This is a genomic window from Planomicrobium sp. CPCC 101079, assembly GCF_007859275.1.
Taxonomy (GTDB): domain Bacteria; phylum Bacillota; class Bacilli; order Bacillales_A; family Planococcaceae; genus Planococcus.
Window position 1 is genome coordinate 392,347 of sequence record NZ_VOHC01000021.1, and the last position, 23,876, is coordinate 416,222.

General features: G+C 44.6%; 21 protein-coding genes. 5 read left to right on the plus strand and 16 right to left on the minus strand.

The genetic code is table 11. From position 1 onward, the window contains the following. Positions 1-91: 91 nt before the first annotated feature. From FQV28_RS09905 to FQV28_RS09940, 8 genes are all read right to left on the minus strand, one after another. The gene (locus FQV28_RS09905; RefSeq protein WP_146496049.1) at positions 92-412 is read right to left on the minus strand and encodes an MGMT family protein; all 321 of its coding nucleotides are present in this window, start codon (positions 410-412) and stop codon (positions 92-94) included. Positions 413-447: 35 nt separating this feature from the next. Beyond that, positions 448-921, minus strand: a complete 474-nt coding sequence (locus tag FQV28_RS09910) for a Rossmann-fold NAD(P)-binding domain-containing protein (RefSeq protein WP_146496051.1) — start codon at positions 919-921, stop codon at positions 448-450. A 52-nt stretch (positions 922-973) separates the two neighbouring features. Then, positions 974-2,017: a GNAT family N-acetyltransferase gene (locus FQV28_RS09915; RefSeq protein ID WP_255472875.1), complete on the minus strand. Its 1,044-nt coding sequence runs from the start codon at positions 2,015-2,017 to the stop codon at positions 974-976. After that, positions 2,017-2,700: a YveK family protein gene (locus FQV28_RS09920; RefSeq protein WP_186763831.1), complete on the minus strand. Its 684-nt coding sequence runs from the start codon at positions 2,698-2,700 to the stop codon at positions 2,017-2,019. Before FQV28_RS09920 ends, FQV28_RS09915 begins: the two co-directional genes overlap by 1 nt. A 1,148-nt stretch (positions 2,701-3,848) precedes the next feature. Then, entirely contained in the window at positions 3,849-4,148 is a 300-nt protein-coding gene (locus FQV28_RS09925; RefSeq protein ID WP_146496056.1) for an RPC34 RNA polymerase subunit family protein, read from the minus strand. A gap of 164 nt (positions 4,149-4,312) precedes the next feature. Next, a complete protein-coding gene (locus FQV28_RS09930; protein ID WP_146496058.1) occupies positions 4,313-5,617 on the minus strand; it encodes a M20 family metallo-hydrolase in 1,305 nt (434 codons plus the stop codon). Between the two features lie 10 nt (positions 5,618-5,627). Further along, entirely contained in the window at positions 5,628-6,803 is a 1,176-nt protein-coding gene (locus FQV28_RS09935) for an amidohydrolase (protein WP_146496060.1), read from the minus strand. An 18-nt stretch (positions 6,804-6,821) separates the two neighbouring features. Next, positions 6,822-8,018, minus strand: a complete 1,197-nt coding sequence (locus FQV28_RS09940; protein ID WP_146496062.1) for a hypothetical protein — start codon at positions 8,016-8,018, stop codon at positions 6,822-6,824. 337 nt (positions 8,019-8,355) lie between these two features. Between FQV28_RS09940 and FQV28_RS09945 the strand changes: the two genes are divergently transcribed. After that, positions 8,356-9,780: an NAD-dependent succinate-semialdehyde dehydrogenase gene (locus FQV28_RS09945; RefSeq protein ID WP_146496064.1), complete on the plus strand. Its 1,425-nt coding sequence runs from the start codon at positions 8,356-8,358 to the stop codon at positions 9,778-9,780. A 57-nt stretch (positions 9,781-9,837) separates the two neighbouring features. Here FQV28_RS09945 and thrB read toward each other — a convergent pair whose 3' ends face one another. Genes thrB through FQV28_RS09960 form a run of 3 tightly spaced genes read right to left on the minus strand, consistent with a single transcriptional unit; the run spans position 9,838 to position 13,090 of the window. Beyond that, positions 9,838-10,743, minus strand: coding sequence for a homoserine kinase (gene thrB, locus FQV28_RS09950; protein ID WP_146496066.1), 906 nt, complete (start codon positions 10,741-10,743; stop codon positions 9,838-9,840). Next, a complete protein-coding gene (gene thrC / locus FQV28_RS09955; RefSeq protein ID WP_146496068.1) occupies positions 10,740-11,801 on the minus strand; it encodes a threonine synthase in 1,062 nt (353 codons plus the stop codon). Before thrC ends, thrB begins: the two co-directional genes overlap by 4 nt. Then, positions 11,798-13,090: a homoserine dehydrogenase gene (locus tag FQV28_RS09960; RefSeq protein ID WP_146496070.1), complete on the minus strand. Its 1,293-nt coding sequence runs from the start codon at positions 13,088-13,090 to the stop codon at positions 11,798-11,800. The genes thrC and FQV28_RS09960 overlap by 4 nt, the downstream gene beginning before the upstream one ends. A 122-nt stretch (positions 13,091-13,212) precedes the next feature. Between FQV28_RS09960 and FQV28_RS09965 the strand changes: the two genes are divergently transcribed. The 3 genes from FQV28_RS09965 (at position 13,213) to FQV28_RS09975 (ending at position 16,729) form a co-directional block, all read left to right on the plus strand. After that, positions 13,213-14,577, plus strand: a complete 1,365-nt coding sequence (locus tag FQV28_RS09965) for an aspartate kinase (protein ID WP_146496202.1) — start codon at positions 13,213-13,215, stop codon at positions 14,575-14,577. 106 nt (positions 14,578-14,683) lie between these two features. Next, entirely contained in the window at positions 14,684-15,532 is an 849-nt protein-coding gene (ahlS, locus tag FQV28_RS09970) for an AhlS family quorum-quenching N-acyl homoserine lactonase (RefSeq protein ID WP_146496072.1), read from the plus strand. 15 nt (positions 15,533-15,547) lie between these two features. Next, complete coding sequence (locus tag FQV28_RS09975; protein WP_146496075.1) at positions 15,548-16,729, plus strand: iron-containing alcohol dehydrogenase; 1,182 nt, start codon at positions 15,548-15,550, stop codon at positions 16,727-16,729. 41 nt (positions 16,730-16,770) lie between these two features. On the opposite strand, the gene FQV28_RS09980 is transcribed toward FQV28_RS09975, so the two are convergent. Continuing rightward, complete coding sequence (locus FQV28_RS09980) at positions 16,771-17,265, minus strand: cupin domain-containing protein (protein ID WP_146496077.1); 495 nt, start codon at positions 17,263-17,265, stop codon at positions 16,771-16,773. Between the two features lie 244 nt (positions 17,266-17,509). Here FQV28_RS09980 and FQV28_RS09985 point away from each other — a divergent pair, with 244 nt between their 5' ends. Further along, a complete protein-coding gene (locus tag FQV28_RS09985; RefSeq protein WP_146496079.1) occupies positions 17,510-20,176 on the plus strand; it encodes a phosphoenolpyruvate synthase in 2,667 nt (888 codons plus the stop codon). 125 nt (positions 20,177-20,301) lie between these two features. On the opposite strand, the gene FQV28_RS09990 is transcribed toward FQV28_RS09985, so the two are convergent. From FQV28_RS09990 to FQV28_RS10005, 4 genes are read right to left on the minus strand one after another with little or no spacing between them, the layout of a single operon-like run. Continuing rightward, positions 20,302-21,138, minus strand: a complete 837-nt coding sequence (locus FQV28_RS09990; RefSeq protein WP_146496081.1) for an SDR family oxidoreductase — start codon at positions 21,136-21,138, stop codon at positions 20,302-20,304. A gap of 11 nt (positions 21,139-21,149) precedes the next feature. Further along, positions 21,150-22,208 carry a mannonate dehydratase gene (gene uxuA / locus FQV28_RS09995; protein WP_146496083.1) on the minus strand — a complete coding sequence of 353 codons (1,059 nt, stop codon included), beginning with the start codon at positions 22,206-22,208 and terminating at the stop codon, positions 21,150-21,152. 13 nt (positions 22,209-22,221) lie between these two features. Continuing rightward, complete coding sequence (locus tag FQV28_RS10000; RefSeq protein WP_146496085.1) at positions 22,222-22,842, minus strand: bifunctional 2-keto-4-hydroxyglutarate aldolase/2-keto-3-deoxy-6-phosphogluconate aldolase; 621 nt, start codon at positions 22,840-22,842, stop codon at positions 22,222-22,224. Between the two features lie 11 nt (positions 22,843-22,853). Next, complete coding sequence (locus tag FQV28_RS10005) at positions 22,854-23,873, minus strand: zinc-binding alcohol dehydrogenase family protein (RefSeq protein WP_146496087.1); 1,020 nt, start codon at positions 23,871-23,873, stop codon at positions 22,854-22,856. Positions 23,874-23,876 lie beyond the last annotated feature (3 nt).

The window sequence follows — 23,876 nt, forward strand, 5'->3', positions numbered from 1 at the left end:
TTAAAGTTCTCTAACTAAAAAAGCCCATAAAGTTATGGGCTTTAGTAGTCATCAAGATTAAATTGTTCAAAATGTTAAAACTGAACCAAGATTATGTATTATTTTCTTCTGGATCGTATCGATAAATGTCCAAATCAATCTGCCCATGCCGACTGACTTTCACCCCTTCTTCCTCAAGAAGAGCGCGTTGCGCGTATCGGGATTCTTCGTCAGCAAGCACTATGATTCCTTGGGCGTTGACTATCCGGTGCCACGGCAAACCATTCTTCTCACTCATGCTATGCAACAGCCTGGCAACTTGCCTGGCTCCCCGCGGGCTTCCAGCGCATCTGGCAACTTGGCCATATGTCATAACTTTTCCAACAGGGACATTTCGAATAATGTGTATCGCTTTTTCTGTAAACGGCTGCATGCGTGTTCAATCCTAACTTCTTTTAATTTCATCCATTAAGTATTAGACGGTTGATTCAAGCCATCCAGAATTTTTCCATCATAATACGAGTCCACCACATTCCTGCTAAATTTGTACAAAGGCAATTTAGCTGTTTCAAGGGCCAACCCTTCGCTTTTATAATGAAGATATTTATAATACTCGACTGTTCGTTCAATTGCTTCGCTTAAACCTTGAAGCGATTTTTCGTCTTGATGAAGTAACGGACGATCCAAATCGATGCTTTTTGCTTCATCGGCATAAAGAGATTTGTATTTTTTTATATCTTCCACTGTTTGATCAAATAAAATTTGTCTCTGTTCTAATCGGTAATGTTTGCGCCAATAGACGAAAACCTCTTTCGCAATTCCTAATTTCTTGGCTCCTAAAGAAGCGTTCAAGCCCTCAGTAACACACGTTTCATACATGATCTTCTTTAAAGATTTTTTATTTTCCCTTTCTAGTAGCCCTTTATATTGCAAGTATCTCATATATGTACCTCCTAGGCATTATATTAATTAGGTCCTATTTTGATTTCTGTAATCATCCATACCTATATCGTTTGGCCATATCCGTTTCTTTAGAAGAAAGCAATCTATTGTATGCAGCAGTGTCATGTACATAGTGTCCGATATAGAATATATCCGGCTCCATATTGCTTATTTCTTGTTTTAATCTTTTGATGTGGTCATCGTCACTGTGAAAGTCTCCACCTAAGTGAAAATACGAGAAATAATTTTCTTTTCCCCATTCCGCAATTTTTAACAGCAGAGATTTCCAAGCCGCTCCAGCCTCCTGCTCTGAAATGCTTCCTTCCAGGTGGTGAAATATAGTGTCGCCTTCGGCCAATACATAACAAGCAGAAATCAACTTCTCTCCACGGTAAGCGCCAAACAAATGTAAATTAGATCCTAATGAACTTATAAGTGCTTCAAAATAATCGTTGGTAAAAAAATAATAGCTGTCAGCTTCTTCTCTTCTTCGCGCTGATGAATAATACAAGACAAGAAATTCGAACATGTGCCGTACAGTTCCAAGTTTTTTTATAACTACTTGGCTGTCCGCAGTCGGATTGTCGGAAATACCGCTTTTATAATCTAGCAAATTTTGTAATGGCTGTTTAAGGCTCAACGTATAGGTAGCATACATTGGATATAGAGTTAGGTATTCTTTAAAAAAAGAAGCATTATCATTCAAAGGGTGAAAACGGATTGTTTCCGCAACAATTTTTTCTTCCGAACAAAATTTTATGAAAGCATTTCTGAAATTTTCTATTAACTTGGTTGCGTCTCCCTTTATCTTCAGTAATGGACCGCCATAGCCGAAAGGGGTGGTGGCATCAAAGTAAGCAGCATCCTCTTCGTCTATCAGCCTTTTGATAAACGGGTAGGCAACTTCTCCTTCATCGTCTATATAATAGAAAAGCAGAGGTTCACCAGGATCCAGCTTGGTGGCACTTAAAAAGTACTGGACCGTATAATAGATATCCGAAAGCTGGAACATATCCAGAATTTTTTGCCACCGTATATGTTCACTTACGGACACTAGCTCGTACATACTCTTCACCCCTGTTTTCAGCTGCGGCATCATTTAAACACAGTTTGCAATGTCGCTTCTTCGTCTTTCTTTCTTCTTTTTCTTCTTAATCCACGGTTATTATTTTTCAAGGAGATATTCAACATTTCGATGATGAAGGCGATCAAGACCCCAACGATAAGGCCAAACGCCCCTGCCAAGCCAAGACCGAAGATTAAATTTTCATCCAATGAAGAAACCACAGTTTCTTCTGATGCTTTGGCAATAATGGTTACATTATCCATTCCCAACCATTCCATTAGCATTTCCTGTAGTATGCTGGTCAAAGCGTTGGCAATTTCCACTGCTTCTCTACTGTCACTACTGCTGACTGTAATATTCAATACCTGGGTATTTGTTGCATGCGTAACAGTAATCAACTCATTCAGCTCGTGTATTGAATACTCAAGATTTAACTCCTTAATGGTCAGATCAAGGACATCCCTGCTTTTTAAGAGTTGGCCATAAGCATTTATCAATACCGGATCAGCCTTATTACTGCTCACTTCTTCCTCTGGTGTTTCAGCGGCCGGTTCTTCCATCCAAATTTGCGTAGTAGCTTGAAAATCCGGTGCTATAACAAAAACAAGAAGAAGCCAAACCGTCGCTATTGATAAAAAAGTTACAGAAAGAATCAAATTCAAGCGTTTTTTCAAACTTTTTATGATATTTAGGATATTAACTTCTTCGCCCATTCCCGTTGCCTCCTTCCAAATTAGCTGGGAGTTGAATACCATTTCTAAAAATTCAGATAATTGTAGTTCATTTATATCATATATTTTTAGTTCCATCTACTCTTTTTACGAAAAAATCATATGTTTTTTTACGTTTAATAAGCATATAGTCTATCAGTATATTTACTATAGTTACAAATATTACAAGACTAGGTATATTCGATCATTCCGTGTATTTAATTGTTTTTGTAATCAAATCTTTATCACTCTTAATTTCAAGGGTATTCATAGGCGATATATTAAAATATGGGATTATTTTCTTCTTTAATAGACTTATGAACTATTTTCAAAATATTTAGTTTATTATTTTATATACTTTAGTTTTTATTGCTCGATAGTTTTGAACAAATAAAAGAACCTCACTCTTAGGAGTGAGGTTCTTTTTTCAGCTTGTTGAGAAAGTTAACGTTGTATGAGCGAGCATTCCTTAACCGATAGTTCGCCAACCGGCTGCGAAGCTATTGGCCGAAGTTATTTTGGCCAATAGCTTTGCGACGAGCTTGCGCAGGAGCATATGTTTTAAATGCCGCGGGCGAGCGCCAAGCCTCCTCAGCCGCTTCGCGCCTTGCGGGGTCTGGGCTGTCTCGCTATCCCGCAGGCAAGACATTGACCGAAGCAAGCGAGGTCAAGTCTTTGCGACGAAGCGCAGCTGCAGGAGCAGTACGGTTCTCTCCGCCGCTTGGCTCCCTATCGGGAGAGCAGGAAACACCACCAGCGAATTAACCCAAACAATCAGGAGTGCAGAGCATCTCCAAAGCGAATGAAAAGAAGCGACATGCAGCGGAAGGCGGCGAGCAAGTTGGGCGAAGGCAGTTCGACCAACTTGTTTGCGACGAAGCAGCGAAGCGATGCAGGAGCACCGTTTTTTCCTGCGGGAATGGTGCGAGTCCTGAGACCCCGCAGGGAATGGGTTGGGCAAAAGTAATTTGTCCAGCTCATTTGCGACGAAGCTAGCGCAGCGATGCAGGAGCAAAGGTTTTCAAAGCGAGCGAGGAGGCTTAGGCCGCACCCCGCGGAAAGCGTCCGCCTGGAGCGAAATGTGAAAAGAGCAACAAGAGTTTCTCGTCAGCCTGAAAAAAGAACCTCACTCTTAGGAGTGAGGTTTTATTTTAATCTTTCCATAATCCAATAATTCCATTTCGGCGATAAATAATCTTTTGATCTTCCAGGGTTTTTAATATTTTTGATAAAGTTTGGTGCGGCATGTTCAAATCTCCTGTTATTTCTTTAATAGTTTTAAAGAGCACGCCTTCTCTTGTAGCATTCTTCATAAAATATCGCATAAACTTTTCCCCTAATTCCGCTATTCGTTCTGATTCTGAAGAGAAACTTTCCCTCCATATATCTATGGTTTTCGTGTCTGAAAAAGGCACAGAGCCATATTCACCGTTTCTCTTAACTGATATCATTAGAATTACCTCCTAATTTTTTACTTTCAACCTCATCTATATTTACATATATACCCACATTTATATCAAATATACATTAAAAATGAAATTAGTCTAACAATTCTAATAAAACATCTTCTCTTTTTTTGCAAATAAAAAACCGCCCCTTTTGAGGGCGGCCGTTTTCATTGATCCATTGCTTTTTCTATAAAATCTTTCAATACATGGACTCCAGTTACACAATCATTCAAAGAAGACCATTCTTTTGGATTATGGCTAATGCCTTCTTTACTTCTTACAAAGAGCATAGCCACTGGAATATGCCTTCCAAGGATCATCGCATCATGCCCAGCGCCACTTGGTATATAAGTCGGTGAGATATTGAATTTCTCTAAAGAATCGGCTAGGTTAGCTTGTAAATCCTTTGCAATAGGAACAGGCTGGATTTTTGTATTTTGTTTGATATTTAATTGAATTTCCCGGGTATCGGCTATCGCTTCCGCCTCTTTTCGGATCATTTCCAGTAGATGATCACGAGGGTCTTCATAAATATCTCGAATGTCCACATGCAGCGTCACTTTTTCAGGGATAACATTAATGCCGTTCGGTGACACTTCGAGTTTACCGACAGTAGCTACTGCTGTCTCACTTACTTGTTCAGGAAAGTCTGGAATTGCTGAAATGAAAGCTGCCGCCGCTACTAGGGGATCTCTCCTGCCGGCCATCGGAGTGTTGCCGGCATGCCCGGCTTCTCCACTGAATTCTGCTTCCAGCCAAGCCGGTCCTGCAATTCCACTGACAATTCCAACGGGCTGATCCGCTTTTTCCAGCTTTTTACCTTGCTCTATATGAACTTCCACAAACAGCTCCAGCTCGCTAACATCTCGCTTTGCGTCTTTGAATGCTTGCAGGGAACTGCCATACTTTGAAAGTACCTGTTCTAACGTTTCTCCATTATAATCCCGCAACTGGTCCATTTCCTCTTCACTTAGCGCGCCGGTCATCGCCCGGCTTCCGCTCAAGCCACTGTTGAAACGTGAACCTTCCTCATCAGTAAAAATAATGACTTCATAGGGTTTCGGCGGTACATAGCCAGTTTCCTTCCAGGACTCCACAACTTCTAAAGCTGATAAGACGCCGAGAGGCCCATCGAAATTGCCGCCATTTGGGACGCTATCAACATGGGATCCTGAAGCAATCGCGCGGCTGCTTTCATCTCTTCCTGCAAGCCGCCCTTTTACGTTACCAGCACCATCTTCTGATACGGTTAAGCCCGCTTCAGCCATCCACGTCTTTACGAGTTCTTTCGCTTTTTTTTCTTCATCTGATAAGCCAGGACGCTTCACTCCGCCTACTTGCGTGTAACCGATAAATGATAATTCATGAAGCCGTCTGGCTAAACGTTCACCGTTTACTCCTGAGTGAGTTAAACCGCTGTCATAGTCCTTCATCAAGTCTTCATAAACCGGATTTGTTTCGCTAACAGTCATATTGTCCCTCCTATTTGTTTAAATAAGCCCAAGCATATTGGGCGTAAAGTTCAGCACCGGTTTCCAGCGCTTCCTCATCAACATTAAATCTTCCATGGTGATGGGCCCATTCCGTATCTTTTTCCGGATTCCCGCTGCCGACAAGAGCAAAACTGCCTGGCACTTCATCCAAGTAAAAGGAAAAATCTTCACCGCCCATTGTCGGTTTTTCATCGTATAGACGGTCTTCACCGAATGCTTCAACCGCCACTTGCTGCACAAGTTCCGCGCTTTCGTTTCCATTGATAACTGCTTGCGTTCCCCGGATATACTCCAATTCGGCCGTTCCCCCGTAAATTGAAGCTGTATGGTCGGCATAGATTTGAAGCTGCTTTTCAATATGATCGCGAACCTCTGGATCAAAACAACGCACAGTGCCTTCGATTTCCGCATTTTCAGCAATTACATTAAAACGTGTGCCGACAACCATTTTGCCGACCGTTATTACTGCTGGCTGTGCCGGGTCGATTGTCCGTGAAACGACAGACTGTATATTCATGACGAACGATGAAGCGATGACTGCTGCATCAATGCACGCTTGCGGCATCGCTCCGTGCCCGCCTCTTCCTTTAAAGTTCACTTTAAAAATATCAGCAGATGCAAAAGATGGCCCGGGTGAACAAGAAACACTATGGGTTGGCGATTGAGACCAAATATGGATGCCGAAAACGTTATCGACACCATCTACAGCTCCCTGCTTCACCATCGCTTTAGCTCCAGTTGCCACTTCTTCCGCAGGCTGGAATATAAAACGTACAGTTCCTGGCAACTCTTCTTTCACTTCTGCCAAAGCTTTAGCAGCAGCCAGAAGCATGGCTGTGTGGGCATCATGCCCGCATGCATGCATTTTTCCTTTTTCTCCAGATTTATACGGCAAATCTTCATTCAACTCTTCCACCGACAAAGCATCCATATCTGCGCGAAGCGCTACAGTCTTGCCTTGTTTTCCTCCGGCCAGTTCACCGATGACACCTGTCGGTTCTGTTTTGCGGCATTCGATGCCAAGACTTTGCAAATATTCATACACATACTGTGAAGTTTTATATTCTTCCCATGATAATTCGGGCTCACTGTGAAGCTTTTGGCGAATCTTAATTATTTCTTCGCTATTTTCTTTGATTGCTTTTTTGATTGTTTCATTTATCAAGATATATTCCCTCCCGTTTTATAAGAAACCGACAAAAATACCGGCTAATATGACAGATACGATGGTAACAGTGATAAATCCGGCAACAAGCATTGGAGGCAGCATATGGCTCATCAACACTTCCCGTTCCCTTGCGTCCTTTGTCAAGGCGTTAATAACCTCTACAGTAATGATGTAATCAGCAGGGAACCCGTATAATGCCGTCAAGGATACTGCAAACGCCATCTCTTTGCTTACTTTCAGGATTTTCCCCATGATAAAGGAGAAAACATACATGCCGGCAACGCCGATTACAATACAAGCGACAAGCGGATAGACAATTTCGAGCATCATGCTCGGCGTTGCATTTTTTAGGCCATCAAAGATAAACAGCAATAGTCCCATGATCGCGAATCCAAAAGCATTCGCTTTTTGCAATGGATGCCGCTCCAGAAATCCGATGCTGCGCCCGATTACTCCGAAGAACAAACAAAGGACGAACGGGCTGATTTCAACAACTGGCGCTACTAACGTTGAAACTAAATAAGCTAAATAACCGACAAATGCTAAACGGGTAAACTTGAAAAAGTCTGTATTGTACTTTTCTGGCATCCTTGCAAACATCTTTGGTTCCCGCAGCTCTCCCTCAGGAGTTGCCGGCTGCTCTTCTACCAGCTTCCGCTCCGTCAGTTCGTTGTTGCGGTATTTTTTCAGTAAGTTTTTGCCTTCTCTTTTTAGCATGATAGAAGTCAACGGATACCCAGCGAAACCTTGCATAACATATATAACGATCGCAAAGACGGCCAAAGTCGGCAATCCGGCAGCTTCCGCACCTTCTGACATAATCAATGCCGAAACTACACCGCCAACCAATGGCGGAATCGCAACAACAACCGTTTGAAAGTCGAAGAGCAGCGTGCCTATGCTAAACAGCGCAGCAACAATTCCTGCAATCCCTGCTAATGCGATTAAAATAGTTCTCCATTGGGCTTTTAACTCGTTAAGTGATAATAACGTACCCATGTTAGTGATCAATAAATAAATTAGAAGCGTTGCAACAGCTGGCGGCACTCCTGCCAACGACACGATATCTGCAGGGAAGAATGTCCAATATCCTATCAAGAACAAAATTGCACTTATGAATATGGAAGGAATCCATGCTCGTGTCCGTATAGAGACAATTTCTCCAATAAATAAAATTAAGACCAAAATCGAAAAAGCTAGCATTTGAGCCATTTCTTCTTCCTCCTCTTTCCCCTGACTATTTTCTTTTTTCACTCTTTCTCTATTGTGATAAAGTGATTGAATAATAGTATCACAGTTGCGTTTCATTATAAATAGAATAAAATGACAATTTAGAAATTATGATATATTATGAATCCATTGCTGTATATTGAAAACGATACCAAAGGCTATATATTGCATATTCCGCAAAATAGAATTATCGATTAAAAAATCTTTTTTTTTTGGCATCTCATTGTCTTTGTCTCTTAAAAAAACCTATAGAGTTTACGTATTCTTCTATGGAGGTACTTGAATAGGATAGTAATTTATTCTAAGGAGGAGTTGCAAGATGGAAGGAAAACATTATATTAACGGTGAATGGTCAACTTCAGGAAATGGCGTAATTGACGTCATGAATCCAGCGACCGGGGAAAAATTCGGCACGATTCCAAATGGCGGGGAGGAAGAAGCAACGGCTGCCGTTGAAGCTGCTTCAGCCGCTTTCGCCACATGGTCAAAAACAACAGTCTACGAACGCGCTTCCCTTTTGATGAAATGGCATGATCTTTTAATGGAGCATAAACAAGAAGTCGCAGAAATCATGACAAAGGAAATGGGAAAACCTTTGGCTGAATCGATTGGTGAAATCGAATACTCCGCTTCCTTCATTTCATGGTTTGCTGAAGAAGTGAAGCGTTCGTATGGGCGCCTTGTTCCAGCAACAAAAGAAGGCAAACGGATCCAAGTCTTAAAACAGCCGGTCGGAGTAGTGGTTTCCATCACGCCATGGAATTTCCCTGCGGCTATGATGGCCAGAAAAATGGCACCTGCATTAGCAGCCGGCTGTACATTTGTTGCAAAACCAGCAAAACTGACGCCGCTGACTGCAGTACGCATGTATGAGCTGGCAGAAGAAGCCGGTTTTCCAAAAGGCGTCATCAATTTAGTGACCGGCAGCGCCAGCAAAATCGGCAAGGTCTTCACCAGCCATCCCGCTGTACGGAAATTGACCTTTACAGGATCTACTGAAATCGGCAAAGAATTGATGAAACAAAGCGCCGATTCCATGCTGAATTTATCACTGGAACTTGGCGGCCATGCTCCAATCATTGTTTGCGACGACGCTAATATGGACTTGGCAGTTGAAGGTGTTATGGCCTCGAAATTCCGGAACGCCGGCCAAACATGTGTATGCGGAAACCGAATTTATGTTCAGCGGGCAATCGTAGACGAATTTTCAAAACGGCTGCAGGAAGCGACCGCTAAGCTCAAGGTTGGCAACGGCATGGATGAAGGGGTCCAGATCGGGCCGCTCGTCGACCAGGACGGCTATGAAAAATCTGAGCGCCATGTACAGGACGCAGTGGAAAAAGGCGCGAAAGTTTTAGTCGGCGGGGATGGCAAAGCTGAAAACGGCGCTTTCTTCTACAATCCGACTGTACTGATCAATGCGACTCAGGAAATGCTCGTCATGAATGAGGAAACGTTTGGGCCAGTTGCTCCCATCATGGCATTTGATACAGATGAAGAAGCGATTCGATTAGCAAATGACACTCGTTTTGGCCTCGCAGCTTATTTCTTTACCGATAGCTTATCTCGCGGAACTTACATTGCAGAGAACTTGGAATACGGCATTGTCGGCTGGAATGATGGTGCTCCCTCTACTGCGCAAGCTCCTTTTGGAGGGATGAAGGAAAGCGGCATCGGACGAGAAGGCGGACAGGAAGGGTTGGAAGCTTTTTTAGAAACTAAATATGTTTCCATCAAATTATAAAAAGCAATAGAATAGAAAAAAGGTGCAGGAAGTTCATTCCTGCACCTTTTTTTTGCTTTACATTACCTTTTCGTTAATTTGTATTCCTGAAGAGGCTGGGCGTGTTATAAGGCATTCGTAATTAGGAAACTCATTTTTCAATCTGTCGCCTATTTCTCTTTCCCGCTTTTTAGGAACAGCAATGAATAATGAGGGGCCGGCTCCGCTGATTGCAGAACCATACGCCCCGTTTTCTTTACATGAACTTTGAATCTTATCAAAATCAATAAACTTACTTTTGCGGAATGGCTCATGGAAAGCATCCCTTTGCATCATCTTGCCCGCCTTCTCCCAGTCACCTGTGGCAAGAGCTGCAGACAGCACATTGCTCGCTGCACTGCCGCGAACCGCTACTGGATATTCCAGCGATAGCGGCAATAGATTTCTTGCTTCAACCGTCAAGAATTGTTGTGGGGGTACTAGGATGATGACGCCAATTTGCACTTCAGGGATATGCACCACTTCAAGTTCTTCCCCTTCAAAATAAGAAATCGTTAATCCTCCAAGAAAAGATGCGGATATATTATCCGGATGCCCTTCCATTTTACTGCCCAGCTTCACCTTCTCTTGCATGGGCAAGCCGAGGTTTAGCAATCGGTCTGCTATTTCAATGCCTGCCGCAATGGCCGACGCGCTGCTTCCAAGCCCACGGCCGAGCGGGATGTCCGTATCTACGAGGAGCTTGGCAGACGGCAGCTTACGCCCAGCTTGTTGAGCTACTGTTTTTGCAGCTTTCAAGATCAGATTATCTGAGACACTGGAAAATGCCTGATAATCATTTTGCTTATACTCGATTGACCATTCATCAGCTTTCAATACATCTATCGTCAAATGCAAATCAAGCGCAAGCCCAATAGAGTCAAAACCAGGACCGAGGTTAGCGGTCGAAGCGGGAACTGTGACTGAAAACTCTTTCCAGCTCATAGCTTGACGCCTTCTTTTAGGGACTGCCAGAAACGCTCCATATCTTCAGGGACGAGCTGAGCTTTGTGTTCATTGACTGAAATGGCCGTTTCCGGGTCTTTTAAGCCGTTGCCTGTAAGAATGGCGACTACTGTAGCCCCTTGTTTCACTATTCCGTTTTCCACTTGTTTTTTTAGACCAGCAATTGAAGCGCAAGATGCCGGCTCTGCAAAAACACCTTCTTGAGAAGCAAGCATTTGATAAGCCTCCAGTATTTCTTCATCTGTTACAGCTAAAATAGAACCGTTCGATTCCTCAAGTGCATTAAGTGCCAGCTGCCAGCTCGCAGGGTTGCCAATCCGTATGGCCGTAGCTACTGTTTCAGGATTTTCAACAACAGCATTATTGACAATCGGAGCCGCTCCTGCAGCTTGGACACCGAGCAGTGAAGGACGCTTTCCGCCGTATTTGCCAGCGTATTCAGTAAAGCCTTTCCAATTGGCCGAGATGTTTCCGGCGTTGCCTACCGGCAGTGCCAGAACATCCGGCACACTTCCAAGCTGATCGATGATTTCAAAAGCGATTGTTTTCTGCCCTTCCAAACGGTAAGGATTCACAGAGTTGACTAAGGCAATGCCTGCTTCTTGTCCAACTTCACGAACCATTTTCAATGCTTCGTCAAAATTGCCCTTGATCGCCAAGATTTCCGCACCGTACATTTTCGCTTGCGCCAGCTTTCCAAGTGCAATGCGTCCTTCCGGAATGACAACAATGGTCCGCATACCTGCTCTCGCACCATATGCTGCCGCGGAAGCGGATGTATTGCCGGTTGATGCGCAAACCAAAATTGTTTTGCCTTCTTCTTTCGCTTTCGCAACGGCCATGACCATGCCCCGGTCCTTGAAAGAACCGGTAGGATTGGCGCCTTCTAACTTTACATGGAGGTTAATCCCCCATTTTTCGGATAGTTTTTCTAAATGCACGAGCGGCGTATTGCCTTCTTGAAGTGTTAATGCCGGCGTTTTTTCTGTTACCGGAAGCCACTCTTTATACTGTTCAATCAATCCTGGCCAATTCATATAGAACTCTCTCCTTCGATTCGGTAATGGCTGATCACGCTTGCCAATCCTTTGATATCATCAATAACGTTTAAATGCTGCTCACGTGAAATCTTGTGGGTCAGTAACACAAGCTCTGCCTGGCCATCTTTTTCCACGGGATGCTGCATGACCGATTGAAGGCTTGCTCCGTGCTTGCTGTATATCGCCGTCAATTGCGTCAGCACGCCAACTTCATCGTTGACGAGCAAACGATGCAGGTATTTGGCGAACCGGAACTTCTCTTCTTTTATGATAAGGGCATGCTGGGCTGCATGCAATCGTTTGCCATTCACTTCCAGCAGCAGATTCCGGCAAGCTGCGATGATATCCGAAACTACAGAAGTAGCTGTAGGAAGCGAACCGGCGCCCGGTCCATAAAGCATTGTTTCTCCTACGGCTTCACCGTATATGTACACAGCATTGAACTCATTATTAACAGAAGCGAGCGGGTGCAAATTCGGCAGGAGAATCGGCTCGACAGCCACTTCAATGCCATCTTCGTCTTTTTTTGAAGAGCCGACCATCTTGATCGTATAGCCAAATCCTTCAGCAATTTCAAGATCTCCCGTCTGGATTTCTTTCATACTTCGGACCAATACATCTTCTAATCGGACTTCTGTAGAAAAAGCGAGCGAAGATAAGATGACCATTTTGCGCGCTGCATCCCATCCGTCTACATCAGATGATGGGTCAGCCTCTGCAAAACCTAGTTCAGTAGCTTTCGCCAGAGCTTCTTCATAACTCATATTTTCCTGCTTCATTTTTGTTAGGATAAAGTTTGTCGTACCGTTGACAATTCCCATCAACCCCGCAATCCGATCAGAAGCCAAGCCATCTTCTAAAGTCCGGATGATTGGAATACCGCCTGCCACACTGGCTTCATAAAACAAATCGCATTTTTTTTCATCGGCTAACTTCAGCAACTCGTGGCCATGTTCAGCCATGACGTCCTTATTTGCAGTAACTACCTGCTTGCCTGCACGCAAAGCACTCTCAATCGCTTGTTTTGCTCCATCCATGCCTCCCATCACTTCCACAATAATATCCAAAGAAGGGTCATTAAGTACTTCTTCAATATCATCGGTGAAAATGCTTGAATCCAAAGGGGAAACTCGTTCTTTCGTGGTATCCTTAACTAGAACTTTTTTGATGGTGACTTGGGTCCCTAATTTATGGCGCAGATCTTCTTGATGCTGCTGTAGAATTGTAGCCACTCCGCTGCCGACTGTTCCCAAACCTAATAATCCGATTGAAATCTCATTGTGCATTGACGACTCCTCCTAAACTTTGTACACTGTGTAAATACAGTTGTTTATTGCATAGAGACATTATAGTATTGTCTCCCAATTAAAACAACCCTTAAAGAATTTACATGATGGGATTTGATATGATGAAAGTGTGCAAATTTGGCGGAACTTCCCTTGCAAGCGCTCAACAACTAGAAAAAGTTGCAAATATCATCCGAACAGACAGCTCCAGAAAAATTATCGTCGTATCCGCGCCTGGAAAGCGATATGACAGCGATACCAAAGTCACTGATTTGCTGATTACCCTTTCCGCTGCCGCCCTTTCCGGCGAAGATATAGAAAAGCCGCTCACTAACGTTCTAAATAGGTATAAGCAAATTGCAGATGATTTGAATCTGGGAGACAGCATCATGGCAACAATTGAACAAGATTTTATCGAAAGGCTCTCCTTCGATAAATCAGATCCTATACTATTTTCGGATCGGTTAAAAGCGGGCGGAGAAGACAATTCAGCAAAAGTGCTCGCAGCTTACCTTAATGACCTGGGAATGAGCTCAGAGTATATTGATCCCCGTGAAGCCGGCCTTCTACTTGCTGATTTCCCCGAACGCGCACGGGTATTGCCGCAATCTTATGGCCATTTAGCTTCTTTACGCCAAAAAGAACTCATCTGTGTTTTTCCTGGTTTTTTTGGCTTCACGGAAACTGGAACATTGCGGACATTCGAACGAGGCGGATCCGACATTACCGGATCGATTATTGCAGCAGCGGTAAAAGCTGATTTATATGAGAACTTTACAGATGTCGATTGTGTCTTCGCGGCAAATCCGAAGATTGTCGAAAGCCCAATTGAGATCCAGCAAATGACCTACAGGGAAATGCGGGAACTGTCCTATGCCGGTTTTTCTGTATTTCACGACGAAGCACTTATGCCGGCTTTTAAAGAATCCATACCTGTATGCATTAAAAACACAAACAATCCTAACGCTCCTGGCACCATGATTGTTGCCGAAAGAAGCCATTCCAAAAATCCTGTTACTGGCATATCAGCCGCCGACGGATTTTCGACTCTATATGTCAGTAAATATTTGATGAACCGGGAAATTGGATTTGGGCGAAAGCTGCTGCAAATCCTTGAAGATGAAGAAATCTCTTATGAACACATCCCTTCAGGAATTGACAATCTTTCAGTTATTTTGCGCAACCATCAGTTGGCTGCCGATAAAGAAGAACGAATCATCAACCGAGTAAAAAATGAATTAGAAGCAGATGATGTCCATATACGCGGAGGCTTTTCCATGGTAGTGCTTGTTGGAGAAGGCATGAACCATACAGTCGGGCTTGCTGCCCGCGCCACTGATGCCATAGCTCGGACAGGTGCCAATATCGAGATGATCAATCAGGGATCATCCGAAGTCAGCCTTGTATTTGGCGTTCTGAAACATGATGAAGAGAAAATTTTAAAAGAATTGTATAAGGAATTTTTTTCCCCCGCTTATATCCATTGAAGGCCGTTTGAGTATTTTTTCTCAAACGGTTTTTTTTCTTGATTTAAATCGTTTAGTTATCAGAAAATTGTGATATCATAAAGTCATTCTGAAAGGAGGAGAAAGAATGACAGGAATACTTAAGGCGAATCCGAAGTTGTACGTGATGGACAATGGCACGCTGAGCATGGATAAGAACTATTTAATCTCCATGCATAATCCGGCAAGCATCGAAAACCCTAATCCCCCTAGCGAAATGGTGACTTTTCCCGTCTATACGGTGTTAATCGATCATCCTGAAGGCAAAATACTGTTCGATACGGCTTGCAATCCGGAAGCCATGGGGGTAAACGGCCGCTGGGGACAGGCTACACAGTCCCTGTTTCCGATTGATATGCCGGAAGAATGCTATTTGCACCACCGTTTGGAAGAATTAAATGTTCGGCCCGAAGATATTAAATATGTCGTAGCTTCCCACCTCCACCTAGACCACGCAGGATGTCTCGAACTCTTCACTAACGCGACGATTATTGTTCACGAAGATGAACTTAATGGCGCGTTGCAAACTTATGCCCGCAACCAGAAAGAAGGAGCTTACATATGGGGCGATATTGATGCCTGGATCAAAAACAATCTTCAATGGAAGACTGTCAAACGGACCGAAGACGGCTTGAAGTTGGCAGAAGGCATTCATCTGCTGAATTTTGGCAGCGGCCATGCTTGGGGTATGCTCGGCCTTCAGATCAATATGCCGGAAACCGGCGGCATTATCCTGGCTTCCGATGCTATCTACACAGCAGAAAGCTACGGTCCTCCAATCAAACCACCAGGAATTTTATACGATTCTGTCGGCTATAATGCCACAGTGGAGAAAATCCGCCGAATTGCCAATGAAACAAATTCGGATGTCTGGTTTGGCCATGATGCCGAGCAGTTCAAGAGATTCCGAAAATCGACAGAAGGCTATTACGAATAACGGAGGTGGGAATAGATGAGTTTTTCAAAACTGGTGTTCGCCCCGTTGAGTTATACGGGATGGGGGGCCCTTAAACAGCTCCTGCCTGAAGTTGGAAAATACGCACCAAAAAAAATACTGGTGGTAACAGACCCTATGCTTGCAAAGATTGGCTTGACCGACCGGGTGACAGGTCCTTTGAATAACGCCGGCTACGAAGTGACAGTCTATACCGATGTCGTTCCCGAACCGCCTCTTGAAAAAGGAGAAAGTTTGGTGGCATTCACCCGTGATAACGGATTCGATATGGTCATCGGCGTGGGCGGAGGCAGTGCACTTGATTTGGCGAAACTTGCCGCCGTATTGGCGACGCATGAAGGTGCAGTCGCTGATTATTTGAATTTGACTGGCAGCCGCAGCGTCGAAAGAAAAGGATTGCCGCTCGTTTTAATACCAACTACTTCCGGGACTGGTTCAGAAGTGACCAATATCGCGGTGCTTTCTTTGGAGACGACAAAAGATGTGGTGACGCATGATTTTCTGTTGACCGACGTTGCCATCGTCGATCCTGAATTGACTGTTTCGGTGCCGCCGAAAGTCACAGCAGCCACTGGCATTGATGCTTTGACCCATGCAGTTGAAGCATATATTTCAGTGAATGCGAGCCCGGCTACCGATGCATTGGCGCTTCAAGCAATCCGCTTGATTGCGCGGTCGCTCCGAACCGCAGTGCGAAACGGCGAAGACAAAGGAGCCCGGACGGATATGAGCCATGGAAGTTTTCTTGCTGGCCTGTCATTCTTTAATGCAGGCGTAGCTGGAGTACATGCGCTCGCCTACCCGCTTGGAGGCCAATTTCATATTGCACATGGAGATTCGAATGCGGTTCTTTTGCCATACGTTATGAGTTATATCCGCAAGAGCTGTGAAACACGTATGGCAGACATACTGGACGCACTTGGCGGCAACTCCAGTTTCTTATCTGACAAAGAAGCTTCATATAAATGCGTCGATGAACTGAAGCGTATCGTCCAAGATGTTGGCATTCCTTCTACTTTAGCTGGTTTCAACATTCCGGAAACTGCCCTTGACAGCCTGACCGCTGATGGCGTCAAGCAAAAACGAATTTTAGCAAGAAGCCCTCTTCCCTTGCTTGAAGCGGATATCCGCAAAATTTATCAATCAGCTTTTGACGGAATCGCAACTGAACCTGCTTGAATCGGAAGACACCCGGATTGCTTGGCAATCCGGGTGTCTTCTTATGTCCAATTGTTTACAACAGGGCCTTCTTTTCCGAAAACCGGATCACTTGCAGGCAATGGAGCATCCAGAATGGATTCCAATACGTCCGGGCGGTCTTCCCGTTCCCCGGTCTTAAGATCCGGTTCAGCACCGTCCGGATAGGCTCCGACCACCTGAAAATTATCGCTTCCTGAGAGCTTTTTATGTCCCGTCCCGGCCGGCAACACCACGACATCCCCTACAGAAACGTTAAAACTTTCGCCCGATTCCCCGCCTAGTTGAATTTCAGCAGTTCCCGATTTCACGCCTAACACTTCGTGCGTGTTGCTGTGATAATGGTGGTAATCAAAAACGCCATCCGTCCAGCTATTTGTCCAATTGTTTTGATTGAATACAGATTCGATTTTTTCAGGATCAGCAGCAAAAACACCCGAATAAATAATTACTGGAAGTGTCGGGTTGTTCGGAATGTTCCCGTCGTCTTCAAAATGATGAAAGCTTGCATTTTCCATTTTCAATCACTCCTTTGTATATAGAAGGTTTACCCTGCTGATACCTGATAAAACAAGCGTGTTTTATCCTAAGCCAAGCAGCTGTCCATACTACACATTTCGTTACTTATGCCCATAGAGCAATGAAAAATTCTTCAGCTGCTAAAAAATGTTTTATGAAGGATATTTACATTTGAGAAAGAGGTATTGGCCGGACAGAAGTAGAAGAATCATTGTGAATAAGTCATCCACGGAGGTGCTGAGCATGGAGCCGTATGTACTGGACTTTAGTGAAATTGACAAAACCCATTTGCCTTATGTTGGCGGAAAAGGCGCAAATTTAGGTGAAATGACAAAAGCCGGATTTCCGGTGCCACAAGGATTCTGCGTATCTACTTTTGCTTATCAAGCTTTTTTGCAGACAAGCAGTGAAATGGAAGGGTTTTTCGATCAACTTGATGGACTTCGCTTTGACGATTTGCAGCAAATCAGCGAAGTCGCCCGACAAATACGCGTTCACCTCTCTTCCCTTAATATGCCAGGTGATATTAAAGACGCAATTATTGCCGCTTGGCGTTCAACCGGTGACCAAAAATCATTTGCAGTCCGCTCCAGTGCGACAGCTGAGGATTTGCCTTCCGCTTCATTCGCCGGGCAGCAAGATACTTTCTTGAATATTGTCGGACAAGAGCCGCTCTTAAAAGCTGTCCAAGACTGCTGGGCTTCCCTCTTTACTGACCGCGCCGTCTCTTACCGTGCGAAAAACGGCTTCGGACACCGCACGGTCTATCTTTCCGTTGTCATTCAGGAAATGGTGTTTCCCCAAGTTTCCGGCATCCTGTTTACCGCGGACCCGGTTACAGGCCATCGTCATACCGTCTCTATTGACGCAAGCTATGGCCTTGGCGAAGCGCTAGTTGCAGGTCTCGTCACCGCTGACTTGTATCAAGTGCGGGCCGGCCGAATTATCCATAAACAAATCTCGAAAAAAGAGCTCGCGATATTCCCTTTGCCCGAAGGCGGTACCATTACTCATCCCCTTCCCTTTGAACGACAGGAAGCGCAAGCATTAACAGATGAACAGATTTTAGAGCTCGCTGCTATTGGCCAGCAAATCGAAAATCATTACGGGTCTGAACAAGATATCGAATGGGCTTTTGCAGACGATCAGTTTTTCATTCTCCAGAGCCGTCCAATTACGTCGTTATTTCCTCTGCCAGCAGTTGCTGATACGGATTTTCACGTTTTTATTAACTTCGGCTATATCCAGATGATGACGGCACCGATGAAACCTTTGGGGATTTCACTGCTCAGCAATGTAACGGACTTTTTGACGCCTACTCCTGCGGATACTGCTGAACGGGTATTGCGCGAAGCGGGAGGCAGAGCTTTTGCCGATTTCAGCAAAGCCTTATCCCTCCCCCCTTTGCGCCGCCGTATTTTAAAGCTTATGGGCGGGATGGATGCGGCCATGGCAGCCGCTTTAGCTGAAACCACTAACCGCCAGGAATTCCAACAAATAACTGTGGCTCCTAAAGCCGTCGCCCGAACTGTATTCAGAATGGCACCGCATGTTGCTCCGGTTATGCTAAAAGCCGGCAGAAATCTCTTATTCAGCGATCCGGCAAAAGCAAACAAGAAAGCAATTATCTTTATCAATAGGAAAGTTAAAGAACACGAAAACATGCTGGCTATGCTGTCGGGCGCTGAACGAATCCGCTTGATCCAGCGCAATATGCGCAATATGTTTCCAGATATTCTAACGAAAATTGTCCCTTATGTGATTGCGGGAATGCTTGCATCTGGAAAACTTGAAAAAAAACTGAAACAGAAGTTCGGGGAGCCAGAAGCTGCGGTTCTGCTCAGTAAACTGTATAAATCGCTTCCTGGCAATGTGACCACTGAAATGGGTATTGAACTTGGCGATCTGGCCGACGAAGCCAGAAGCCAGCCAGAGCTTGTCGCCTATTTGCAAAGTTTCAATAAGGGCCATTTTTACGAGGGATTGAGCGATGTGCCAGGCGGAGATAAATTTAAATTACGGCTTGAACGTTTTTTAAGCATATATGGCTCCCGCTGTGCTGGAGAAATTGATATCACGAAAACTCGCTGGGCTGAAGAACCGGCACTGCTCGTCCCTTCCATCATTAGCCATATTCAGACCACTGCTCCTGGTGAGCACCGCAATAAGTTTTACCAAGGCGAGCTGGACGCGGAAGAAACTTGTCGGTACATTCTTTCTCAATATAACTCCATTGAAAAAAGATGGACGGCAAGGCTGTTGAAGGCTTATCGAAACTTTATGGGTATGCGCGAACACCATAAATTTGCGCTTATACGGCTCCTGTATCTGTACAAACGTGCCATGCTTGAAGACGCCCGTTTTCTTGTAGAAGAAGGAGTACTGAAAAAAACGGAGGAAATTTTTTATTTGAGCCTGGAAGAACTTATCTTGTTACTTGAAAATAACAACGCTGTGCTGAAAAAAGGCATTATAGAAACCCGGGAAAGAAAGCATCAACTAGACCATAAATTGCAATCACCACGCATCTTGACAAGTGATGGCGAAATGCTTAACGGCAGACCGGCCAGTCTTGGCGGACCGGAAGGGGCATTAAATGGTTCTGGCGTTTCTGCTGGGCTTGTTGAAGGTACGGCGAGAGTTGTTCTAAATCCGGAAGACGCCCAGCTCAAGCCTGGAGAAATCTTGGTAGCTCCATTTACTGATCCCGGATGGACCCCCTTATTCACATCAGCGATCGGGCTGGTGACAGAAGTTGGCGGCATGATGACGCATGGTTCTGTTGTAGCTCGGGAATACGGCATTCCCGCTGTGGTCGGCGTCGATGGCGCAACCCAGTCCATAAAAAATGGTGATCGGCTTCGTGTAGACGGAACCCATGGTTTTGTAGAAATCCTCCACCGCGAGTAATGTTCTTCTTTCCAGTAAAATGCTTCGCTGCCTTGATTTTTAGTCTTGTCAAAGAAATAAAAAAAGGCTGCTGACACCAAGAAGTATTGGTAGCAGCAACCTTTTTTCTATCATTATTCTATATTTTATACTCCTGAATAGGCAAGAAATCCTCCGTCAACTGGAATAGTGACGCCAGTTACAAAACGGGAATAGTTTTCATCCAATAACCATAGCATAGTGCCCACCAGGTCCACTGGTTCACCGAACCGCTTCATCGGCGTACTAGCCATGATTTTTTCTGATCTGGGCGTCAATGAACCGTCTGGTTTAGTCAGCAAGTCTTTGTTTTGTGAAGTTAAGAAAAATCCAGGTGCAATGGCATTCACACGCAAGTTTTGTTCAGCAAAATGAACAGCCATCCACATTGTAAAATTATTAATTGCAGATTTGGCTGCACTGTAAGCCGGAACTTTCGTCATCGGCGAATAAGCGCTCATGGACGAGATATTAAGAATCACAGGAGCTTCCCGCTTTAATAATTCCTTTCCAAACACTTGGCTCGCAAGGAAGGATCCAGTGAAGTTGCTTGCGAACACTCTTGAGAATCCATCTTCTTGTAAGTCGAAAAATGATTTTCCTTGCGCTTCATCGTCATGGATTTCAGTATCGGTAATCGCATCAGGGTGGTTTCCTCCAGCCCCGTTAATCAAGATGTCAATTTTGCCATAAGCTTCTAGTATTTGCGCTTTTGCGCGTTCTAAAGAGTTGCGGTCCAAAACATCAGCAGCAACCGCTAAAGCTTCGCCGCCCTGCTTTTGAATTTCTTCCGCTACAACTTGGCCTTTTTCTTCCGTTCTGTTTAAAATTGCAACTTTTACACCTTGAGCTGCAAGCTGCCGCGCCATCTCTGAGCACAACACACCACTTCCGCCCGTAATTACAGCTACTCGCCCAGCGAGATTTTCATGAGAAGAAAACATAAAATCCTCCTTTATTTTGTTTGATGTGCATCCCAAAGCCCTAGAAGGTACATAATTCCAAGCGCACGGTCGTATAAACCGTACCCTGGTCTGCATTTCTCATCCCAAATATGGCGGCCATGGTCGGGACGTGCATAGCCAGTGTAATTTTGCTTTGAAAGTTCTTTGACTACTCCATTCAAATCAATCGATCCGTCTTGTGTGTAATGGGAAGTCTCAATGAAATCGCCATTTTCAAAAATTTTCACATTGCGGAGATGGGCAAACGGAGAATGCTTGGCATATTTTGAAGCAAGGTCGACCATATCATTTTCAGGATTAGCGCCCATTGAACCAGTACAAAACGTAATACCGTTCGAAGGAGAATCTGAAATGGTGATAAGCCTTTCCCAGCTCTTTTCACCCGTCATGATGCGTGGCAAGCCAAAAATCGACCAAGGTGGATCATCCGGGTGGATAGCCATTTGGATGCCATTTGCCTCCGCAGTAGGCAAAATCGCCTTAAGGAAATAAGCGAGATTTTCCCACAACTGCTCTTCATCCATGCCTTCATACGCAGCAAACAATTCTTGGATACGAGCCATCTTTTCCGGTTCCCATCCCGGCAAAGTCATATCTGAAGCCGCAGAGACCGTTTCGATCAATTCTGCAGGGTCCAACGATTCGATTTTTTGTTTTTCAAAAAATAATGCAGTTGAACCATCCGGCAGCGGATGATACAAAGCGGTACGCGTCCAGTCAAAAATCGGCATGAAGTTATAGCAAATTACTTTTACTCCAGCTTCTCCAAGATTGCGGATCGTTTCCTTGTAATTCTCGATATACTGGTCTCGTTCAGCATTGCCCAGTTTTATCGACTCGTGCACATTGACGCTTTCGACGACGTCTGTATGAAAACCAAAGGATTGGATATATTCCACTTCTGATTGAATTTCTTCTTTAGACCAGACTTCCCCGGCCGGTTTATGATGAAGTGCCCAGACAATTCCTTTTGTTCCCGGAATTTGCTTGACCTGTTCTAATTGGACGCTGTCATTTCCGCGCCCGTACCAGCGAAACGTGATATTCATGTAACCGCTCCTTTTAAGATAGTTTACCAAGATATTCTTTCACTAATTGGCTCACAGCTTCTTCGCCTGATGCCCGATATGTCTTTGTTAAATCACTGCCGATTCCGACTGCAACAGCTCCGGCATCCAACCATGCATTCATATTGTTGATGTTGATGCCGCCAGTTGGCATAATACGAACATTTGGGAGGGGGCCATTAACCGAGCCGATAAAGGAAGGTTCAAAGCCATTGGCTGGGAACAATTTTAAAATATCACAGCCCCATTCGGTTGCCTGCACCATTTCCTTGATCGTCATACAGCCTGGAAGATAAGGCGTGCTGTAACGATTGCATAAAGTTGCAATTGCGGGATCAAAATGTGGGCTGACTACGAATTTTGCACCGTGCAATATTGCATGGCGTGCTGTTTCAGCATCCAATACGGTCCCTGCACCGATCAACACTTCTGAATCGGCCAACTTTTCAAACACGCGCGCAACATTAGGAGTTGTGTATGTCAGCTCAATTGCGTCCAGGCCTCCAGCAACAGCAGCTTCTGTAATTGCCGCAGCTTCTTCTGCATCTTTCCCTCGAATAACTGCAACGATTTTCGATTCAAGCAATCGTTGGTAAATCTCCATTTTAGGAATCATGAATTTGCTCCTTATTCAAAGACAACCAATGCTTTACGCACTTTGTCCGGATTTTTTTCAACAAATGTGAAGGCTTCCTGAACATCAGCCAACGCAAATTTATGAGTTGTTAAGCCATCGGACTTCAATTCTCCGCTATTCATTAATTCGACTACTTTCCCGAACTGGTTTGTTTGGAGCCTTGAACCAACAATTGTGACTTCTTTTTTTGTAATTGGCAATTGCGGGATAGCCGATGGACGTTCATCAAATCCAAGAACCACTACATATCCAGCAGGCGAAACCAAATCGATGCTTAGTTCAACAGTAGCCGGCATTCCGACTGCATCAATAACGACGTTCGGGCCTCCCCCATTCGTCAGTTCAAGAATGCGGTCTTTTACTGATTCCTTGCCGGCATTGATTACGACATCCGCACCGCTTTCCTTCGCAAAAGCCATGCGTTCTTCACTCAAATCAGTCATGTAGACCGTTGCACCAGCAATTTTTGCAAGCTTTAAAATACAAATGCCGATTGGGCCGCAGCCTTGGATCAATACCGTATCGCCTGCTTCTACGTTTCCGCGCCATACAGCTTGCGCACCGATCGTATAAGGTTCCGCCAATACGATTTCATCCCAGCTCAACTCTTTGCTCACTGCATGCAGCTGTTTTTCAGGCAGAACTGCGTATTCGCGCATGCCGCCGTCTTCATGGACACCAAAGACCGATAATTTTTCACAGACATTGGGCCGGCCCTTGCGGCATGCATAGCATTCGCCGCAGTAGTTGATCGGTTCAACGACCACATGATCTCCTACTTGCAGAGTTTCTACTGAACTTCCGACCTCAACCACTTCGCCCGCCACTTCATGGCCGACAATCCGCGGGTATGTAGCCAAAGGATTTGTTCCATGATAAATATGCATATCAGAACCACAAATCCCAACTCGTTTCACTTTTACTAAAACCTCATCATTTTCTTTGATCGTTGGACGTTCCTGTTCGATAATCTGTAAGTCGTGTGCTGTGGGAACTTGAACAGCTTTCATAAA

Coding starts and splice junctions, on each gene's coding strand:
- FQV28_RS09905 (WP_146496049.1), bottom strand. CDS start 412: ATGCAGCCGTTTACAGAAAAAGCGATACACATTATTCGAAATGTCCCT.
- FQV28_RS09910 (WP_146496051.1), bottom strand. CDS start 921: ATGAGATACTTGCAATATAAAGGGCTACTAGAAAGGGAAAATAAAAAA.
- FQV28_RS09915 (WP_255472875.1), bottom strand. CDS start 2,017: ATGCCGCAGCTGAAAACAGGGGTGAAGAGTATGTACGAGCTAGTGTCC.
- FQV28_RS09920 (WP_186763831.1), bottom strand. CDS start 2,700: ATGGGCGAAGAAGTTAATATCCTAAATATCATAAAAAGTTTGAAAAAA.
- FQV28_RS09925 (WP_146496056.1), bottom strand. CDS start 4,148: ATGATATCAGTTAAGAGAAACGGTGAATATGGCTCTGTGCCTTTTTCA.
- FQV28_RS09930 (WP_146496058.1), bottom strand. CDS start 5,617: ATGACTGTTAGCGAAACAAATCCGGTTTATGAAGACTTGATGAAGGAC.
- FQV28_RS09940 (WP_146496062.1), bottom strand. CDS start 8,018: ATGGCTCAAATGCTAGCTTTTTCGATTTTGGTCTTAATTTTATTTATT.
- FQV28_RS09945 (WP_146496064.1), top strand. CDS start 8,356: ATGGAAGGAAAACATTATATTAACGGTGAATGGTCAACTTCAGGAAAT.
- thrB (WP_146496066.1), bottom strand. CDS start 10,743: ATGAGCTGGAAAGAGTTTTCAGTCACAGTTCCCGCTTCGACCGCTAAC.
- thrC (WP_146496068.1), bottom strand. CDS start 11,801: ATGAATTGGCCAGGATTGATTGAACAGTATAAAGAGTGGCTTCCGGTA.
- FQV28_RS09960 (WP_146496070.1), bottom strand. CDS start 13,090: ATGCACAATGAGATTTCAATCGGATTATTAGGTTTGGGAACAGTCGGC.
- FQV28_RS09965 (WP_146496202.1), top strand. CDS start 13,213: ATGAAAGTGTGCAAATTTGGCGGAACTTCCCTTGCAAGCGCTCAACAA.
- ahlS (WP_146496072.1), top strand. CDS start 14,684: ATGACAGGAATACTTAAGGCGAATCCGAAGTTGTACGTGATGGACAAT.
- FQV28_RS09975 (WP_146496075.1), top strand. CDS start 15,548: ATGAGTTTTTCAAAACTGGTGTTCGCCCCGTTGAGTTATACGGGATGG.
- FQV28_RS09980 (WP_146496077.1), bottom strand. CDS start 17,265: ATGGAAAATGCAAGCTTTCATCATTTTGAAGACGACGGGAACATTCCG.
- FQV28_RS09985 (WP_146496079.1), top strand. CDS start 17,510: ATGGAGCCGTATGTACTGGACTTTAGTGAAATTGACAAAACCCATTTG.
- FQV28_RS09990 (WP_146496081.1), bottom strand. CDS start 21,138: ATGTTTTCTTCTCATGAAAATCTCGCTGGGCGAGTAGCTGTAATTACG.
- uxuA (WP_146496083.1), bottom strand. CDS start 22,208: ATGAATATCACGTTTCGCTGGTACGGGCGCGGAAATGACAGCGTCCAA.
- FQV28_RS10000 (WP_146496085.1), bottom strand. CDS start 22,842: ATGATTCCTAAAATGGAGATTTACCAACGATTGCTTGAATCGAAAATC.
- FQV28_RS10005 (WP_146496087.1), bottom strand. CDS start 23,873: ATGAAAGCTGTTCAAGTTCCCACAGCACACGACTTACAGATTATCGAA.